Source organism: Lentisphaera araneosa HTCC2155, assembly GCF_000170755.1.
Classification (GTDB): Bacteria; Verrucomicrobiota; Lentisphaeria; order Lentisphaerales; family Lentisphaeraceae; genus Lentisphaera; species Lentisphaera araneosa.
This window is the reverse complement of sequence record NZ_ABCK01000001.1, coordinates 195,563-213,898: the sequence shown is the minus strand read 5'-3', so window position 1 is coordinate 213,898 and position 18,336 is coordinate 195,563. Positions and strand designations below refer to the sequence as shown.

The 18,336-nt window shown below is 42.0% G+C and carries 12 protein-coding genes and 2 pseudogenes; 8 read left to right on the top strand and 6 right to left on the bottom strand.

Features of this window, described 5'->3' with window-relative positions; all coding sequences use genetic code 11:
- Positions 1-21: 21 nt before the first annotated feature.
- Complete coding sequence (locus LNTAR_RS27635) at positions 22-1,158, bottom strand: SGNH/GDSL hydrolase family protein (protein WP_007276691.1); 1,137 nt, start codon at positions 1,156-1,158, stop codon at positions 22-24.
- A gap of 163 nt (positions 1,159-1,321) precedes the next feature.
- Between LNTAR_RS27635 and LNTAR_RS00760 the strand changes: the two genes are divergently transcribed.
- Positions 1,322-1,912: an RNA polymerase sigma factor gene (locus LNTAR_RS00760; protein WP_007276690.1), complete on the top strand. Its 591-nt coding sequence runs from the start codon at positions 1,322-1,324 to the stop codon at positions 1,910-1,912.
- Between the two features lie 7 nt (positions 1,913-1,919).
- On the opposite strand, the gene LNTAR_RS00755 is transcribed toward LNTAR_RS00760, so the two are convergent.
- On the bottom strand, positions 1,920-4,004 hold the full coding sequence (locus LNTAR_RS00755) for a serine/threonine protein kinase (RefSeq protein ID WP_007276689.1): 2,085 nt from the start codon (positions 4,002-4,004) through the stop codon (positions 1,920-1,922).
- Positions 4,005-4,155: 151 nt separating this feature from the next.
- Between LNTAR_RS00755 and LNTAR_RS24785 the strand changes: the two genes are divergently transcribed.
- Positions 4,156-4,875: a type II secretion system protein gene (locus tag LNTAR_RS24785; RefSeq protein WP_007276688.1), complete on the top strand. Its 720-nt coding sequence runs from the start codon at positions 4,156-4,158 to the stop codon at positions 4,873-4,875.
- A 329-nt stretch (positions 4,876-5,204) separates the two neighbouring features.
- Here LNTAR_RS24785 and ltrA read toward each other — a convergent pair whose 3' ends face one another.
- Together ltrA and LNTAR_RS26965 are read right to left on the bottom strand one after the other, a co-directional pair.
- Positions 5,205-6,545 carry a group II intron reverse transcriptase/maturase gene (gene ltrA / locus LNTAR_RS00745; RefSeq protein ID WP_007276687.1) on the bottom strand — a complete coding sequence of 447 codons (1,341 nt, stop codon included), beginning with the start codon at positions 6,543-6,545 and terminating at the stop codon, positions 5,205-5,207.
- A 2-nt stretch (positions 6,546-6,547) separates the two neighbouring features.
- The gene (locus LNTAR_RS26965) at positions 6,548-6,724 is read right to left on the bottom strand and encodes a hypothetical protein (RefSeq protein ID WP_007276686.1); all 177 of its coding nucleotides are present in this window, start codon (positions 6,722-6,724) and stop codon (positions 6,548-6,550) included.
- 557 nt (positions 6,725-7,281) lie between these two features.
- Here LNTAR_RS26965 and LNTAR_RS00740 point away from each other — a divergent pair.
- Positions 7,282-7,437 (top strand): annotated as a pseudogene (locus LNTAR_RS00740) (type II secretion system protein); the annotation flags it as partial.
- 209 nt (positions 7,438-7,646) lie between these two features.
- Here the strand turns inward: LNTAR_RS00740 and LNTAR_RS26410 are convergent.
- Positions 7,647-9,126 (bottom strand): annotated as a pseudogene (locus LNTAR_RS26410) (ISNCY-like element ISLar7 family transposase).
- A 225-nt stretch (positions 9,127-9,351) separates the two neighbouring features.
- Here LNTAR_RS26410 and LNTAR_RS00725 point away from each other — a divergent pair.
- From LNTAR_RS00725 to LNTAR_RS00705, 5 genes are all read left to right on the top strand, one after another.
- Entirely contained in the window at positions 9,352-9,936 is a 585-nt protein-coding gene (locus LNTAR_RS00725; protein WP_007276682.1) for a hypothetical protein, read from the top strand.
- A 111-nt stretch (positions 9,937-10,047) separates the two neighbouring features.
- Complete coding sequence (locus LNTAR_RS00720; RefSeq protein ID WP_007276681.1) at positions 10,048-12,708, top strand: right-handed parallel beta-helix repeat-containing protein; 2,661 nt, start codon at positions 10,048-10,050, stop codon at positions 12,706-12,708.
- Positions 12,709-12,791: 83 nt separating this feature from the next.
- Positions 12,792-14,240: a sulfatase family protein gene (locus LNTAR_RS00715; protein WP_007276680.1), complete on the top strand. Its 1,449-nt coding sequence runs from the start codon at positions 12,792-12,794 to the stop codon at positions 14,238-14,240.
- 11 nt (positions 14,241-14,251) lie between these two features.
- Complete coding sequence (locus LNTAR_RS00710) at positions 14,252-16,882, top strand: polysaccharide lyase domain-containing protein (protein ID WP_007276679.1); 2,631 nt, start codon at positions 14,252-14,254, stop codon at positions 16,880-16,882.
- Positions 16,883-16,956: 74 nt separating this feature from the next.
- Positions 16,957-17,556, top strand: a complete 600-nt coding sequence (locus tag LNTAR_RS00705; protein WP_007276678.1) for an RNA polymerase sigma factor — start codon at positions 16,957-16,959, stop codon at positions 17,554-17,556.
- Between the two features lie 194 nt (positions 17,557-17,750).
- Here the strand turns inward: LNTAR_RS00705 and LNTAR_RS00700 are convergent, their stop codons facing one another.
- Positions 17,751-18,326 (bottom strand): YdeI/OmpD-associated family protein, encoded by a 576-nt coding sequence (locus LNTAR_RS00700; RefSeq protein WP_007276677.1) that lies wholly within the window; start codon positions 18,324-18,326, stop codon positions 17,751-17,753.
- Between the last annotated feature and the right edge of the window lie 10 nt (positions 18,327-18,336).

Here is an 18,336-nt window from a genome sequence, read left to right as displayed (position 1 = left end):
ATAATAAGCCTGTAGGTCTATTTATATGCTTGTAACTAAGCATTGTTTTAATGTGAGGTATAAATTTTTTAAATAGGGCGGGATATCCTTCTCGATTTCTTTAAGTTTATTGAGCGAGGCTTTCGTCTTTTCGGGTTTATTTAACTGATCATTCATTTTAGCTTCGTGTAAATAGGCAATAGCGCGATCTCGATTTGAGGCTCTTGGTAAAGCAATAATAGCCTGGTTCGCTTCGTAATTATCTTCCCACACTTGCATTTTGTAGCTTAAATCAGAAATGTATTTGAGTGGTCTAAATTTGCCCGCGCGACTCAGGGCGAGTGAGGCAGAGAATTTGTAAGCCTCAATAGCTTCCTCAAATTCCTCTTCTTTTTTAAATTTATCACCTGCATCGAGGGCTTCTTTTGCCGTGTTATAGAGGGGGAGAGTGATTTCTATTCCCAAGTGCTTAGAAATAACAGAGGCCACTTGCTTGCCTATAACTGCAGAACCTAACTCAGTAAAATGAACATTTTTGGGGCTTTGAAGTTCTGCCAAACGATTATGTGTGAGGGCATAGAGGTCGTTTATAGGAATAGCGTTCTTTTGCATGACTTCTGCGGCAGCCGCATTGTACTTGATGGCGTCTTCGGGTAAGCGTACGGGCTGAACTCCTGCAGGATAAGCAGTGGTATTGCCAAAGATTAGCTTAGCTCCACTAGCATTCATAATATCAATACAGTCTTGTAAATCTTGTTTGTATTGTTCGATGGAAACACGTGGTGAAATGTCTGCACGGCTGACGCTTTTACCATTTTCTCGACCCATTCGTTTAAGGTCATGAAGCCCCCAGTTAAAATGAATCACATCCCACTTTGTATCGCCGAGCCATTTTTTCAGGCTGCGTTTACCACCACCCGCATCACCACCATTTTGTGGACCGCCATCATCAGTCATCGGTCGGTAGAGGTTGGCTTTGCCCTTTAAGTACTGGCGAACCTGAAGTGTATACCCAATAGAGATAGAATCACCGACGAGAAGTACATTAGGTAAACCTTCGATGGGTGAGCATGCCCAACTATAACGATTGGATTTCTCTTCAAATGAACCTTGCTCTACGGCGTAGCTTACAAATGCAAGAGAAGAGAGCAGTATGATCTTTAATAATTTGGTTTTCATGGTCATGGCTAGCCTTATAATTCTTATCAATTAATTATAATACCGAACGACTTCCTGCTTTTTCTCAATTAATCTAAGAAAAATTTTAATTATTCACATTTTTTAGTTAAGTGAAGTCCATAAACCATGTATTATTTTTTATAAGAATTATGGGTAGATTTATATGAGCGATATTTACAAAACCAGAAAAACACTTCTTTTGCGTATCAAAGATCAATATAATGATGATGCGTGGGCTGAGTTTTCTGAAGTCTATAAACGCTATATCTATGCCATTATCCGACGCATGAATATCAATGCCGCTGATGCAGATGACATCGTTCAGCGCATTATGATGAACTTATGGAAAAAGCTTCCGACAATGACGTACGATGAACAAAAGAGCTTTCGAGCTTTTTTGAGCGTGGTCACTAAACATGAGGTTTTAGATTTTATTGACCAAGGCAAACGTCAAGTTAAGCGTGATCAAAAAGCTTTTGATGAAGATTACTTAAACTCAATTCGCCTTCCCGAAATTGAAACAATTGCGAAAAGTGAATGGCAAATTTATCTGACCAATCGAGCTTTTGCGATCATGGCAAAAGATTATGATGAGCTCGCTGTAGAAGGTTTTAGAATGTGCCTCAAGGGGGCATCGGTTGCGGAAGTCGCTAAATATATGGAGGCTGAGGAAAAAGTAGTTTATAATCTACGTTTTCGCATGAAAGAGCGTTTTGCTAAGGAAATTAATAAACTTAGACAAGACTTAGAATAAGCACTTCTTAATCCTGGATTCGTAGGAATTGAGTCTTCGGATATAATTCAGCCAAGTCTTGATCTGAGAGCTCTAAGTTGTGGTAAATCATTTTAATTTTACCCGTAGTGAGTAAGCGTAAATTATTGACTTTATGAATTCCTCGAATATGAAGTTCGTCTAAATTATAGCCTATAAGTTGAGTGCCATCATTAAATTTGCTGTAGCTCAAATCTAGCTTGTTTACATTGAGGCCTAAAAGCAAATTCCTTTGGCGTCGATTCACGGGAATGGGCATGGCTAAGTGACTGTATTTATGATGGCTTAAATCGAGTTGATAGCTAGCATCAAGGCTTTTCGTGAGCGTAATAGGGCGATCAGTTTTCGACGTGAGCAAATTGATTCGATTGAGAAGAACTTTGACTGTTTTTAGATTCTCCTCGGGTTTCCTAGGTCCCATCATGGTGTGATAGTAATAGGTATAATAGAGCATGCTAGTAATATGATTAGGGAATCGTAAAGCGAGTTGCTCGAGGTCTTCGCCTGAAAGACGCGAGTTTTTGTTTAAGCGAGGAGCAAAATTGTGTGAGATATCATAGAGTGACTTTAATTTCCCATACTTGCTAATATCAATTTTCTTGAGCGTCTCGAGGCATTGGGAATAATCTTGCAAAACAAAATACAAACCTGCTTTATAGGCAAATATTTTTTCTAAGCGTTTGGGATCTTTTTCTCGCTCAAGGTGTTTATTTATGGCTTTAATTCTCTTAGTCGCATCGGTGTAGTTATCAAGCTCATAGAGATTGTTGATCGTTTCGTAAAAGTAATCGGCTTGAACTGTATTTAAGTTATTTTCCTGTTCATAGAGCTGGCGGTTTTTTTCGGCAATGGCTTGTTCTTGTCGAAAGAGTCTAAGGTTTTCTTCGGCACGAACTTTTTCACTAATGGCCTCATTGCGTTCTTCTTGGATTTCCTTGAAAGATAAGAAAATAATGGCGCTGATAAGCAGGAGGAAAAAGCTACTTAAACCCACCGTCTTTTTATGTCTCTTAAACCAAGAGCTGAGATAAAGCGAGAGTCGCGCTTTCTGGGCTTTGACGGGGTAGCCTTGCTGATAAAGTTCGAGGTCTTTTTCCAAATCTGCAAGTTGAGCATAACGATCTGTGGGTATTAGAGACATGGCTTTTAAGCAGATAGCCTCTAAGGCACGTGGGACTTTGTGGGAACATTTCACACTGGGTGCTAGAGGAGGAGCTTCCAGAGTGCGAGTAAGAATATCTTGGTGGCTACCATCAAAGGCATTTTTATGAGTCAGTAATGAGTAAAGCAATGAACCTAAAGCATAGATATCACTAGCGGGGCTCAGTTCCTCTTGGTGGTTAATTTGCTCAGGACTCATAAAACCCGGGGTTCCCTTAATTTGCCCCACAAGTGTATGTTCATTGAGTAATAAGGGGTCTGGGCTGATTTGAGAGAGGTCAATGGCTTGTGAATTTTGTTTTTCGAAATTCTTCATGATTTTAGCGAGTCCCCAATCACAGAGTAAGACTTCTCCGTGTTCTCCAACTTGGATGTTGGCGGGTTTAATATCGAGGTGAAGAATATTTTTGGAATGCGCATAGGAAAGCGCGCTGCAGATTTTTTGAAAAATATCAATACGTTTTGGCAAGGGGTATTTTTCGATGCTTTGCGCATCATTATCTTTGATTTTATTGAGTATACTTAAGAGGCTTTCACCTTTCATGAGCTCCATAGTAAAAAAGGGCTCGCCTTCTTGGTCAAGACTCATTTCATATACACTGAGAATATTGGGATGCTGAAGAAAGGAACTTATGCGGGCTTCGCGAAGAAAGGATTCAATTTGTTGGGGTTCAGCTGAATCCAAAGGTCGTGCGAGGGCGATAAAGCGATCGGCCTGAGTATCCTTTACTTTGAAAATCTTTTTCTCGCCCCCCTGAGCAATGAATTCCTCGTCTGAGTAATGCTTGCTACTCGACTTTAAGCTTTCTAAAATGGGGTAACTTGATTCCGCAAATTCACTTAATTCATCGCTTTGATAGAATTTCTGAAAGTCGCAGTCCAGTTCTTGAAATGATTCTTCTAAATCTGACATATTTCCTCGGGCTTATATATCTTAATACAATGCTCCATTCATAAAATCAACTGGGCTGAAAATAGATTTTCTTACAAAAACTTAGTACTAGCTGAGAAAACATACACTTTCATTTCTTACTTTAAGTATATAAGTTTAATTGGAGCAAGACATGACAAACAATAAACAAACAATTCTTAGAACGGTAAAATTCAGCTTAATTGAAATACTCGTGGTGGTCGCCATTATTGGTATTTTAGCCAGTTTTTTAATGCCAGTTTTAAGTAAAGCTAGAAAACAAAGCAGAATAGTTGTTTGCCTAAGCCAACAAAAACAGCTAGGCACAGCCATATTTATGTACGCAGGTGACAATAATGATTATGTGCCCCAAAGTTCCACTAAGACCTGGGATGATCGCTTAGGCGGTGGTTATGATGGTCGGAACTTAACAGAAAATCAAATGGATGGAGTGTGGCCAACAACTTCAGAGCTCTATGTTTGCCCTTTAGATGAAACGCCAAGTGGTCGCCACCCACGTTCTTACTCGATGACTCAAGCAGGTCCAGGATCGCAATTGGGCATGACCAATGGTGATGAGGATGTAGTTAGAAGGCTTGTCGAAATCAATAATCCTACAGAGACAATTATGTTGCTGGATTATCCCGCTCCAGCAAATGATTTGGGAACCCCTAATCGACATGTGAGGAAAACTAGTCATGTAACGAACCCAGATGGTGGCGATTCCTTTTGGTCACATGGCTGGGGGGAAATGAATTATTTAATGACCGATGGCTCCGCAAAGGGACTTTCCCTCACTCAAACATTTTTAGGGCAACGCTACCCATGGGATAATAGCAATCCATCAGATACCATGTGGGATAGTCATAGGTAAGCCCTTAGGCGTAGGTCTATTACTTCGGCAAGTATATAGATTGAGAAAATACTGGCCTTGATTTTTTACTAGTTTAGTATAATGCTGAAAGCATGACTCAATCTAGCCCAATGGCGTAAGCCTTGGGATAATAATGTACATAGTCATATTATGAATGCTGTATGCATGGATTAGAGCACTATGCCGTTCCTTCAGAACTCGTAATTTTTTTGTTTCACATATACCTAGCTTTCACGAGCTAGGCTAATTATAAGGGTAGGGAAGACTCCTTGCGGAGTCTCCCCTCCTTCCGAACCGTACGTGCGGTTCTCCCGCATACGGCTCTCCAGTCAGTGCTTACTCCGAAGAGACTGAAATTCCAGTTTCCAGGCTTCCTCCAGTGAAAAGAAGCCTAGATCTGTAAAGTAGGCTTTATTGTATTTACGAGTATCAATCATGCGATGAGAACCTTTCTTGCGATTATATTTGGCTATAATACTGCGCAGTCTTCTGCGTGTAAATTCATCTATACCTCGCATTGCATACACAGTGGAGTGCTTGAAGTATTGATACCATCCGAGAAGATTTGGCCGAAGGTAAGCAATTATGTCCTCTATTGAGTCCTTATTGCTTCTCCTCGTTTTCTTGCGTATGGCATCTTTGCATTTCTTCAGGCTCTGCTTCCTTGGCCAACGTTTAATGCGATGTGTATTTCGCGTTCTCTCGAAATGGTATCCGAGAAACTCGAAGTACTCGCACTTCTCTGTCATGTCGGCAATTCGCGTTTTTTCTGGATGAAGTTTCAGCCCATTGGCTTTCATCCACCTTCGCGTTTTGCGCAATGCCCTTTTGGCTGATTCTTTACTTTTACACATGATCAGGAAATCGTCTGCATAGCGCACTATCTCGAATCCAGCCTCGGTCATCTTGTGATCAAAGAGATCAAGATAGATATTTGCTAACAGAGGACTGATAATTCCTCCCTGCGGTGTACCTTCTTCAGGTTCCCAATGTTTGAGACCATCAAAGATATTGGCTTTGAGGAATTGTTCGATCAGATCAAGAATTTTACCATCAATGATCTTTTCCTTGACTCGACTCATGAGTTTCTCATGTGGTATAGTATCGAAGTAGCTTTGGATGTCGGCATCCATAACATAGAGATAGCCCTGCTTTAACAATTCATTCACTCGTCTAAGTGCATCCTTGCAACCCAGCTTTGGACGAAATCCAAAACTGTAGGGCGAGAAGTCGATATCGAATATCGGCTCTATCACATGTTTCAGAGCTGTTTGAACTACTCGATCACGCACTGTGGGTATTCCCAAAGGTCTGGTCTTTCGACCATCACCTTTTGGGATTTCCACTCGGCGCACTGCACTGGGATCATACCTTCCATCTTGCAGTTCTTCGAGAAGCTTAGCATTATTATACTCCAGCTCTGATTCGTAGCGCTCGATTGATACCATGTCCACTCCATGTTTGCCCTTATTTGAACACACTTTCTCCCAAGCCTCCATAATATTATTCTTACGCATCAGCTTATCTGATAAGCTGTACCACTTGCCTCTTTCAACTCCTCTATGAAGAGTTTTCAGCATCTGATCCGTCCAGACAGAAGGTGACGCCCACGCTTGTATTTCAACAAAGCGTTCATCTCGTCGTAATATTTGTTTAGCCATTTCTGACATTCTTATATTCCTTCTATTCTTTTCTTCTCAGTTTCACCTTCCTGCCCCCCTTTGCTCCAGTGACTTTCACCACCTTCATCGCTACTATGAGGGCTCTGACTCCTGCGTGGCGGATTAATCCGTACTGCCCACACAGGTCTCCCTACTTGATCCACAACACCTTCACACCATTCCGTCACCAAACACCTGTCAGCGTCTATACACCGCTTTTCTTTCCGCCTTTCTTCAGCGTGTATAACTTGAGCAGTTGGCTTACTTCGCCCTCAGGCTACGCAGCTCTTCCTCCCGCTCTCTGGTCTTCGCCATGATATAGCAGGCTCGACACCCTGACCGGCCGAAACGCGTTCGTCATCCTACGGACTGATATTTCGTCTAGGCCCTACTACCCACCCCGTTTCACAACGACGCAGTTGACTTCGACTACAGGGCTGACGGTCAACCCTGACGAGGTCTTTCACCTCGCTGATGTTGTGTACGCATAGGCGTACTATACCGTGCTTTCAGCACTCAAAAGTAAATCTAATTCATCTCCAGATTAATAGTTAATTTCTAAGTCAGTTTGGATTTTGCTTTTCAATAACACTTTTCAGAATCTGAGTCATTCGCCTTAAGACAAAGTTCCGTTCATAAAATTAACGGGCTTAAAATAGATTTTTCATAATTTTTTTAAAGAGCCTGAGAAAAGAGGGCTTTGAGTTTCTTACTATCCATATAAAGAACTTTCATGGAGTAATAAATGCATCAACAAAACATTAGAAATTTTCCCAGAGCTCGCTTCACTTTGATCGAGGTTCTTGTCGTCGTGGCAATTATTGGGATTTTAGCGAGTTTATTATTGCCTGTTTTAGGAAAAGCTCGACATAAAAGTCGAATTGCCGTTTGTTTAAGTAGTGCGTGACCGAAAACCCAGTGTTTATGAGTTTGTTGATGATTTTAAGTTAATATAAAAATTCAAAATATGGCTATACGTGTCGTGCAGTCATAGTATTATCATTTTTTTAAGGCCTAGGCGTCAGAACAAAGGCTTTTTTTCTATTTATTCACTAAGTCAAGGCAGGAGAAAGTACGTCGTGAATGGCGTTTTTATTATTATGAAGAGCTTTAAGCGCTTTTTCTTTTTCTACGTAGGACTTTGATTTCTCTGGCCATGATGATAGCACCAAGATGATGGATATTACTGGCACTTATCGCCATAGCGGCATAACGTTCGAAATTAGGAGTACCCTTATCAGGGCATCGGTCAAAACCATGACTTTCAAGAGCGTTAATAGCTGATTCAACTGCGGGGTGTTGTTTGCGAGCGACGACAAAGGCCTCCTTACTTTCACGCTCTTGAGCAGCTTTATTTCGGCGACCTTTTACAGGGAGGTGAGCTCTTACCTCTAATGCTTCAATGCGGGAGTGATTATTTTGACCATCCTTATCTACCTTTGAATAAAAACCCTTATCAAAACTCATCGATGTCAGCCCAGGGTACAGCTCCTTACTTTTACGAACCATTTCAACCGCCACGTCTTTATCCTGCTCGCCCTTCATGATCCTATGGTCGAGAATAAAGCCAAACTGATCTTCAACTACACATACCTTCACGCCAAGTTCCTGACGAATCCCAGCTTTTCCTTTGCATATCCATTCTGTGTGAGGTTCAAAAATCGAATACACCTTTTCATCGGGTGAAATAGTCTCTCCATTAAGAACTCTACGACTTATTTGCTTAATGAATAAGTCCGTGTAATCCATGTTTAACTGAAGCTTGGGACACTCTTCATCTAAAGAATTCTGGAGAGTTCTTGCTTTGAGTAAATGAGCTCGAGCCACACTAAGTAATCCTTAATTATCTCTCTATTTCTAAGCGACGTTTTTCCTTTCGCTCTTCTTTCTTCGAGTTAGAGTGACGCATCTTGCTCAGTTTATTATAAAGGCTATGGAATTTCTTTTGCTGGCTTTTTACTTCACGCCAGCCAGTGATTTTCAAAGATGAAGCCAATTTGCCTCCGATGCTCAATACTTTGCGTACAGAATCTTTTAATAGATTCAAATCAGTGGGGAAATGAACATTCGTTTCAAAAACAAAAGAATCGCAACGACTATGTAATTCTCGTTCTTCTGGGAAAAGTAATTCATGGCTGAAAGCAACTACGAGCTTACTAATTTTATTGGCAATTTCTTTTGTAAAAAGGCTAACGTTATCGTGTATTGTTTGGCGTCCTGTAACTATGTCGACATCACAAAAAAGATCAACTCCACAGATCTCCCGAATTTTGTGATGATAATCATAGCAACTTTTGAGCTTGTCATAATCCCAATTACAGCTCAAACGCAAAGTGCCTAAAACAAAAATAACCCAGAGATCCATTCCTTTACGTCCATCATTCCAGGATGTTCCTTTAGGAACTAATTCAGACAAAACATCTTGGATTTCTTTGAGTAAAACTTTGTTTCGATAAATTTCTTGTAAACCACGAAGAGTTTTGGTTATTTCATCACGGCAGTATGTGTCGAGTCTCACTTGTTCAATTGGCGTGACTCCGAGAAGTGGGTTTTCTCCTAATTCTGCTTGTGTACTTGTAAAATTACGCATGCTATATGACACCTTGGGTTCTTTTATTTTATCTGTATCCTATTGGATAAAAGTAGTTTATGATGAAGCACTATACATTTAAACAAAAGTTTTATAGGGTGCTTTAATACTGTTTTCTAGAAAAACTCACAACTTATTTTCCTTATAAATTATTATACTTAAAAGACTTAGGTTCATTTCGGTCAGGCACTAAGTAATCAGAAGCAAATTGGTTTTGCTGTTGCCATGTATGCTGGTGATAATGATTCACGAGTCCCAAAATCAGGTAATACTGCACCCGATGAAGGAAGAAATATCACTTGGGACGACCGTCTAGGTCAGGGCTATGACGGAAGGAATTTAAGCGATGGCGATATGACGGGTGTATGGCCAGCTCAATCGGATATTTATATTTGCCCCGTTGATGATGTTGTCCGCAGTAATGCCAACAGAAAAATACGTTCCTACACAATGAATCAAGCCAATGCTTCAGGCACTGACAGTGATAGTCGTTACTTGGGCATGGTCAGCAATACCTATGGTAAATCCACGACTGAAGTGAACAAAAGCTCAGAAACAGTGCTGATGTTTGATTACCCCTGGGCAGGAAATAACTTGGGCGCTATGAACCGTGGCGTGAGAAGTTCGGCTCACATGGCAGCTGCAGAAGGTGATGCCAGTATCTTTTGGACTCATGAATACGGTGAAGCCAATTTTTTGATGGTCGATGGATCGGCTAAAGCGATGAGTTTAATGCAAACTTTTTTAGGCCTCCGTAGCCCTTATGAATCTAGCGATGAGTCCGATACCATGTGGGATAGTTTTCGCTAAAATTTTATTTACTCAATTACCCTTATCTAAGCAGATGGGTTTTTGAGACATCTAAACGTTGTTGCTCATTCTGTAAGTATGGGTGCAATCCAATATAACTAAGGTTTTATAATGAAATTCATTAAGTCATTAGTCGCTTCGACTCTTTTGGCCTGTGCTGCTCAAGCAGCCGATTTTTACGTTTCCCCACAGGGAAAAGATGCTAACGAGGGATCACTAAATGCTCCCTTTAAGAGCTTGGAGAAAGCTCGAGAATCCATTAGAAAATTAAAAGCTCAAGGTATTAAAGAAGATCACAATGTCTACCTTCGAGCGGGAACATATAAAAGAGATAAGACTTTTGTTTTAGGACTCGAAGACAGTGCTTTAGATGGTTTTAAAAACACTTACCAGGCGTATAAAAATGAAAGCCCAGTGCTCAGCGCGGGTGTGAACGTAGTTAATTGGAAGAAAGTTAGTGATTATCCAACAGGAACTGCGGAAGTCGCAAAAGGCAAAATCTGGGTAGCCGATATGCCTACAGGCTTAAAAGATTTTAAAGTTCTCTTTGATGGCGATTTTAGGCTCGAACGAGCTCGTTGTCGTGGTTTTCAGGCTCCACAACAGAACTTCAAAAAATTTGCAACGCGAAATGTCGCCCTAGAAGCTGATCGTCCCTTATTACGACGCCTCGAATTCCCAGGAGATAAAATTAAGAACTGGGAAAACTTAAGCGATGTGGAAGCCTTTTTCTGTGGTGTTCCATGGACGCAAAATATTTCAACGATCGAAAAACTTGAGGGCAATGTAGCTTGGTTGAAATACGAAGGCAATACACCTCCATCAACTACGCCTAAACCCTACAACCCCACGCGAGTTGAGAATGTTATCGATGTATTGGATACTCCTGGTGAGTGGTGTGTGAATACCCAAACTAGAAAGATTTACTACTGGCCTAAATCGGCTCAGCCAAGTGCCAATATCGTAGCTCCAGCGCTCATCGAACTCGTGAAACTCGAAGGTAAAATTAATTATGATGGTCCAGTGGATCAACCCGTAAAAAATATTCACCTCAAAGGTTTAACATTTACCCACACAGATCGCTACTCTTGGTATGACGATCATAAAGGCTGGGGTATACAGCACGATTGGGATAAGTTTGATTATGCCAACGCCATGTTGCGCTTTCGTGGCGCGGAAAACTGCTCCGTAAGTGAGTCACGTTTCACCAATGGCGGCAGCTCAGCAATTCGCCTCGATCTTCACGCACAAAAGATCACAGTAAAGAATAATTTAATAGATCGTGTGGGCCACATGGGAATCTTACTCTGTGGTTATGGCCCAGGAACGAAAGACGTCAATAAAAATAATAAAATTGAAAACAATCTCATTGATCGTTGCGGCGAAGTGATTTGGCATGGTCACGCCATTTTTGTCTGGCAGAGTGGGGCGAATCATATTGCCAATAATCATATCCGCAATGTTCCTCGTAAAGCTATTGGGCTTTGCGGAGTTCGCGGCGCCATTTTCGAAGAAGGCAAAGAAGTCGACTGGGATGAAGCCAGTAAAACTTTGCGCTGGAATGAAATTAAAGAGAAAGAGTTTAAGGGGGATAAGATCCAGGACAAAACGCTTCCTTACCTTCACACAAGAGATAATATCGTTGAAAATAACTACGTTTATCGCGCGAGAACAAAAATTGGTGATGGCGCTGCACTCAATGTTTCGGGTGCAGGTACGGGTAACATCATGCGCCGTAACTTTCTCTATATGAGTTTAGGTAACGGTTTGCGTTGTGATGACTGGCAGCGTGGCACAACATATACAGAAAACCTCATCCTTGCGGGTGGAATGGTTCACAAAGGTAATAATGACGTCACAAATAATATGTTCATCAATACAAATATTCGTTTTAGCCTCTACCCAGACCAGCAACCTAACCCTGGCTCAAAAGTGAAAAACAATATTTTCTATCACACCAGAGCAGGCATCGCTCCTTATACGGGTCGATCATCGAATACAATCAAGACTCCAGAGTCTTGTGATTTACAGAGCAATGTATTTTTCGCGACCAATGGTTTAAATAAAGTTGAGAAGCATTTAGAAACGTGGAAGGGGAAAGGTCAGGAAAAAAATTCTATCTTAGCCGATCCACTATTTGCTAAGCCTTTAGATTTCAATAAAGAAATGACTCCTGCAGATTTTAAGTTAGCAGCGGATTCACCTGCATTAAAATCGGGCTTTAAGCCAATTGATACATCAAAAATCGGTTTGCAAGCAGGTTTTCCTGAACAATATCTAGCGGCTATTTTTCCTGAGAAACGCGGCCAACTCGTTTCGAAAAATGCTAAAGTCACTTATAGCTCACTAAGAAACCCAAATGCTAAAGTTTCTGATGTGGTCAACCTCGTTGACGAACCTTCAAGCGGTCCGATTTTCGAATCTAAACCAGGTGAAGGCGCTTGGTTTCAACTCGAGCTCAAAGATTCGGCTAAAGTTAACGGCCTTCATATCATTGCCAATTCAAAAGATCGTCAGAATGCCATGCGTGGCTTAACGGTTTGGACCAGCCTCGATGGTAAGGACTGGAAGGAAATTTGGCAGGCAGATCCTTATCATATTGCCATGGGTCGCGAATGGCATATTACACCCAAAGTGAACACTGAGGCTAAATATGTAAAAATTGGCTTGAAGAATACATCTGAATTGCAAATGCAAAAAGAGGATGATCGCATCAAATCTATGCGTGCACCTGCTTTAGCACTCAAGCAAGTTAAAGTGTACGCTCTATAAACTGGGGAAATGATCACTGAATTGAGTTTAATGATTGAGTTCAGCTTTGTATTAGAGTTAAATCAGAACAAAAAGGAATTTTCATGACTCAGTTTTTAAAAATATCACTTCTTCTTACACTCTTCGCGAATAGCCTTTTCGCGGAGAGTGCAAAACCTAATATTCTCTTTATTTTATCTGATGACCAGGCCTTAGAAACTTTGTCGATCATGTGGGAATTAGAATGTCAGACTCCCCACTTAGATAGCTTGGCAAAAGAGGGCATACTATTCACTAGAGCTTATAATATGGGTTCCTGGAGTGGTGCCGTTTGCATGGCGAGTCGTGCCATGTTTAACTCGGGTGCCTTTGTTAATCGCGCTAATCAGACTGTACGCAAGCAGCCTCAATGGGCTCAGATCATGAAAGCTGCGGGCTACAAAACTTACATGACTGGCAAATGGCATGTGCCAGGGAAAACATTTAAAAACCCTCCTTTTGACATCACAAAAAATGTACGTGGTGGAATGCCAGCTCAAACAGAAGCAGGGCAGAATCGTCCTCTCCATCCACAGGACTATGAACAAGGTTGGAAACCTTGGGATAAACAGCATGGCGGATTTTGGGAAGGTGGAAAACACTGGACAGAAGTTACCGCAGATGATGCGATAGAATTTTTGGATGATGCCAAAGACATTGATCAACCATTTTTCATGTACGTGGGTTTTAACGCACCCCACGATCCACGTCAGGCACCCAAAGAGTATGTGGATATGTATCCCATCGATAAGATCTCATTACCCAAAAACCATTTAGGTCTTTATCCCTACCGCGATCAAATTGGCTGTGGTAAGCAATTGCGCGACGCCGCTATTATGCCTTTCCCCCGCAATGAATACGCCACTAAAATTAACCGTCAGGAATACTTTGCGGCCACAACGCACATGGATCACAATATTGGCCGTGTACTCAAGGCACTTAAAGATTCTGGAAAAGCTGACAATACTTATGTCATTTTCACTTCCGATCACGGCTTAGCTGTAGGGGAACACGGTTTAGTAGGTAAGCAAAATATGTATGAACATAGCATGCGTGCCCCCTTCATTATCGTGGGTCCCAGTATCCCTAAGGGTCAGCGCAATGCCACCTCTATTTACATTCAGGATGCCATGGCAACAAGTCTTGATTTAGCGACGATCGCCAAGCCAGAGTACGTGGAATTTAAAAGTCTGCTTCCCCTCATTGAGGAGAAAACCAAGCAGCATTATCCCGCTATTTATGGCAAGTACATCAATTATCAGCGCATGATCCTCAAAGATAATTGGAAGTTAATGGTTTATCCCTATGCCAAGAAATACCGCCTCTACAATTTGGAAAAGGATCCCAAAGAAATGCATGACCTCGCAGATAAGCCAGAATACAAAGCTGTATTAGATACTTTGAAGTCGGACCTCAAAAAACTGCAGGTCAGCATGGGAGATGAATTTGATTTCGAAAATCCGCCGCCCATTGATTACGCGGCCCTCAAAAAGTTTAAAAAGAAAAGTCATTAAGGACATCAATAATGAATAAAAAATGGCGCTTACTCAGCTCTCTGAGCCTCATGGGACTCATTGCTTCCTGTAATCAAGCTCAAGATGCTACACATGCGAGTATAAATAAATCTACTGAACTGCATCAGGCAATTGTTTTGCCTCAATTCTCTGGACAAACTTATTTTATCTCTGCCCAGGGCGATGATCAGAATTCGGGAAGCATTGATGCTCCCTTAAAATCTATCAATGCTTTAGCGAAACGCTTAAAGCCCGGCGATGGCGTCTACATAAGAGCGGGACGTTATTCTGAAGTCATCGATATATCTGGCCTCGAGGGTCAGCAAGATAAACCTATCAGCCTCGTGGCTTATCCTGGTGAAGAAGTTATTTTCGATGGTTCAGTACTCATAGAACAAGAATGGCAAGCTGATGATAAAGGTATATTTAGCACCACACTTGATCGCGATATCACCCAACTCTTCATCAATGATGAAATGGCTATTACCGCACGTTGGCCCAACGCCTCTTTTGAAAACGATTCCGTCTTTGATATGGAAGCCACTTGGCGCCACCAAGGTAAAGAAAGTACTTTTGGCACCATGGTAGATGCTCGACCCAAAGGTCTAGAGGAGGGCGTCAATCAACAAACTTTAGCCCAAACGGGTATCGACTTCACTGGTGCTGTAGCCGTTCTCAATATCAATGCTTGGATGAGCTACGCTCAGCACGTTGCCAAACACCAAGCGGGAAGTGATCAATTCACTTACGATACCACGACCATGAAGGGCAACCTCAACATGCTCAATAACGACAAGTTCTTTGCTCACAAAAAGAAGCTGGGCCATTATTACCTCGAGGGACTCATGGCCCTAGATGCGGAGAAGGAATGGTACTTCACTCCAGAGGATAAGAAACTCTACCTCAAACCCCAAGCGGGACAAAAGCCTCAGGATTTAAAAATTCGCGCCAAAGTGCAGGATTTTAATTTGTTGATCAAAAAATCTCAGCACCTCAAGATTCAGGGTATTCAGTTTTTTGCTTCCACACTCAATATTGCGAACTGCGCCAATATGACTGTGGATGACTGTCATTTTAAGTACCCCTCATTCAATAAATTTGTCTTGGGTGAATTTGGCAAGAATCAGTACACCAAAATAGAGAACTCTATGTCGACGGAAATGGAACCCAGCAATAATCGTGTGAGCAATTGCGTCTTTGAATACGCTGATGGCCCAGCACTCAAGATGACGGGATACAAAAACATAGTTGAGAATAACCTCTTTCATCATATTGATTTCACGTGCATTGGTGGTGGAGATGGTGGCACCATAGAAATGGGCAAGGGACGTCACACAACTTTCCGCTACAACACGGTGCATACTGCGGGTAATTCCGAGGGCTACCGTTCGGGTCCTGCGGATATCGTTGAATACAATTACCTTCACAATATGAGCTTACTCCAACACGATGGCTCGGCAATCAACTGCGGTGTTTATGCTATTAAGGATGTAAAAGTCAGTCACAACTGGATTCATGGCCTGCGCAGTAAAGCCGCAATTCGATTCGATACTTCCAGTATGTTCACGGCTTTTGTCAATTGGGGCGAGGGCGGGACCGTCAATCACAACGTCGCTTGGAATTCAGCTGGTTTAAAACTCAAAGGTGATCGACACCAAGTTTATAATAATCTCTCCTTCGATGCTTTCTCTGCAGGCAAGACTGATATTGCGCTTCCCTGTGCGCCACTCATGGGCGGTTATAATCGTTATTCAACAGTGAAAAATAACCTCGCGGGAGCGATCAATGGTCACTTTGTCGTGAGCCGCGGTATTCCACTTTTCTGCAAGAGTGAAAATAACTTAGAGACCGACCCACGTTCTGTACTTCGCGATCCCAGCAATTTGGATTTTCGCCCGATCAAAACTTTAGCGAATGTGGGCCCCTATGATAGTACGAGTGAAAATTATTGGATCCCTGGTTACAAGCATACAAAAGCGAGTATGCCGATTCCCGCGCTCAATGCTAAAAATGTCAAAGCTGATGCTGAGTTAATGTGGCGCCCCGCACGTGAATACGAAGCCTTTGATATCTATTTTTCCGCCGACAAATTCGCAGTAGAGAAGGGCGATGCCGCGGCTTTCCGTGGTCAGCAAAGCCGTAATATTTTTACACCCGGAAAACTCGATCCTCAAAAGACTTATTACTGGCGTGTAGATGTATTTAACAAAGGCAAACAAATTAAGGGTGAGCTCTGGTCCTTTGGAGGTGTCGAAGAAGTAAAGTACTATGATTATGATTACCCCGAGAAACCGATCCCCATGGCTAAGGACTATCAGCTTCCAGCCAGTATCCAAAACTCAAGTTTAACGAGTGAATCAAAGCAAGCGGTCCTAGGTTTATACAAACGTTTTTGGTGGGATGAGAACCTCAATTGGTACAAAGAACTCAAAGCTGAAAAAGCCAAATTAAAACCCGGAAAAAGAGGCTACGACAAGGTCCAGAAACGCTTGCAGGATTTCTATAAGATGGAGCAAGAGTTCATTCTTGAAGAAGCGAGTCAGAAACTCAATCAGCAAGAAGTGGAAATTTTAAAGCAGTCCCTAAGCACGAGCCTCGCAAAGAAGCGTGAAAAGCAAGCTTTAATCACGGGAATTCAATAAAGCCAAGGCTTTTTTTCCTTGAGTTAAAAGCCTTGTACCAGTAAAATATATTTATTCAAAATTAAGGTAGATATATGACTGACTGGAATACCCGACAGACCCTTCTCTTACGTGCGAAAAATCACGATGATGAATCCGCTTGGGAAGAGTTTGTCTATTACTACCGTCCCTACCTCTACGTTATTGCCCGACGCATGAACCTCAATCATCACGATGCCGAAGAAATCAGTCAGAATGTTTTGATCAAACTCTGGGATAAGATGCCTGACTTTGATTATAGTCAGCAGAAGGGACGTTTTCGCGGTTGGCTCTGTACGGTCACGGGCAATACGGTAAAAAACTTCCTTAAATCACAGCAAGCCCGCCTCAAGCGCTACGAAAAAGTGAAACGTCAGGAAGTCGAAGGCTACCTCAATGGCGTCAGCCTGCCAGAGATCGAAACAATTGCCGAGAGCGAATGGCGTACTTACATTGCCAACCTCGCATGGAAGAATGTTAAAGACGACCTCCATGCCAATGCTCGCGATGCCTTCATGATGTTCCGCGAAGGCAAAAAAGTTGCGGAGATCGCAGAAACCGTCGGCGTCACAGAAGGCTCCGCCTACGTCTACAAAAAGCGCGTCGAACAAGTCCTCTTCAAAGAAATCAAACGCCTCGAAGAAGAGATTTCTTAAGCTGTTTTAAATTAACTATTTAGGGTAAGTTGCAGTCGTCAGAAATCAGTTAGCAGTATAAAAAAGTTTGAAGATCGCTCATTTCATTCGCTACAGATCGTTCGCAGACTAACTGCAGTTTGAAAAAGTCGACAGTTATCAAAATCAGTTAGCAGTATAAAAAAGCTTTTAGCTTTTGAGTGCTCTTTCTAGGACTAAGTCGGCTTTTGATTGTGACGAAGCATTTCTAAAAATTTCTCGAATCGTCTCTGCCTTGTCTCGGGATTCTTCGCACTTGTTAATCCGTAGGCAATAAGATAGCGACTCGATTTCGTGAGTGTTTCAAAAAACATTTTCGCCTTAGGCTTAGTCTCGAGTGCTGCGAGGAAATCGGCGGGCACTTTCATTTCACTTGCCGTATAAGCATTCGCCCAACGACCGTCTGCTTTAGCCGCTCGAACGTGCACGAGTCCTGACTCCATCATTAGCCCATCTTTGATTAAACGCTCAACATGATCTCTGTTTCGTTTCGACCATTTACTTTTTACTTTTCTTGGCGTAATTCGCTGAAGATAGGCTTTATCATCAATTGACTTCTTGATGCCATCAATCCAGCCCCAACATAATATCTCAATAACTACATCGTCCCAAGTTACACTCGGGATGCCCGTGTTTTTCTTGAATATCTTCACCCATAGTTCGCTTTTGATGTGGTGATTTTTCTTGAGCCATTGGCCGAGATCTTTCGGGGAGGCAAAGCTTATGATTCTTGCTGGATTGGGCTCTGGCATATTGTTTTAA

What these genes read in the sequence shown, in the direction of transcription:
- LNTAR_RS27635 (WP_007276691.1), bottom strand. Translation starts at nt 1,158, where the DNA reads ATGAAAACCAAATTATTAAAGATCATACTGCTCTCTTCTCTTGCATTT.
- LNTAR_RS00760 (WP_007276690.1), top strand. Translation starts at nt 1,322, where the DNA reads ATGAGCGATATTTACAAAACCAGAAAAACACTTCTTTTGCGTATCAAA.
- LNTAR_RS00755 (WP_007276689.1), bottom strand. Translation starts at nt 4,004, where the DNA reads ATGTCAGATTTAGAAGAATCATTTCAAGAACTGGACTGCGACTTTCAG.
- LNTAR_RS24785 (WP_007276688.1), top strand. Translation starts at nt 4,156, where the DNA reads ATGACAAACAATAAACAAACAATTCTTAGAACGGTAAAATTCAGCTTA.
- ltrA (WP_007276687.1), bottom strand. Translation starts at nt 6,545, where the DNA reads ATGTCAGAAATGGCTAAACAAATATTACGACGAGATGAACGCTTTGTT.
- LNTAR_RS00725 (WP_007276682.1), top strand. Translation starts at nt 9,352, where the DNA reads ATGTATGCTGGTGATAATGATTCACGAGTCCCAAAATCAGGTAATACT.
- LNTAR_RS00720 (WP_007276681.1), top strand. Translation starts at nt 10,048, where the DNA reads ATGAAATTCATTAAGTCATTAGTCGCTTCGACTCTTTTGGCCTGTGCT.
- LNTAR_RS00715 (WP_007276680.1), top strand. Translation starts at nt 12,792, where the DNA reads ATGACTCAGTTTTTAAAAATATCACTTCTTCTTACACTCTTCGCGAAT.
- LNTAR_RS00710 (WP_007276679.1), top strand. Translation starts at nt 14,252, where the DNA reads ATGAATAAAAAATGGCGCTTACTCAGCTCTCTGAGCCTCATGGGACTC.
- LNTAR_RS00705 (WP_007276678.1), top strand. Translation starts at nt 16,957, where the DNA reads ATGACTGACTGGAATACCCGACAGACCCTTCTCTTACGTGCGAAAAAT.
- LNTAR_RS00700 (WP_007276677.1), bottom strand. Translation starts at nt 18,326, where the DNA reads ATGCCAGAGCCCAATCCAGCAAGAATCATAAGCTTTGCCTCCCCGAAA.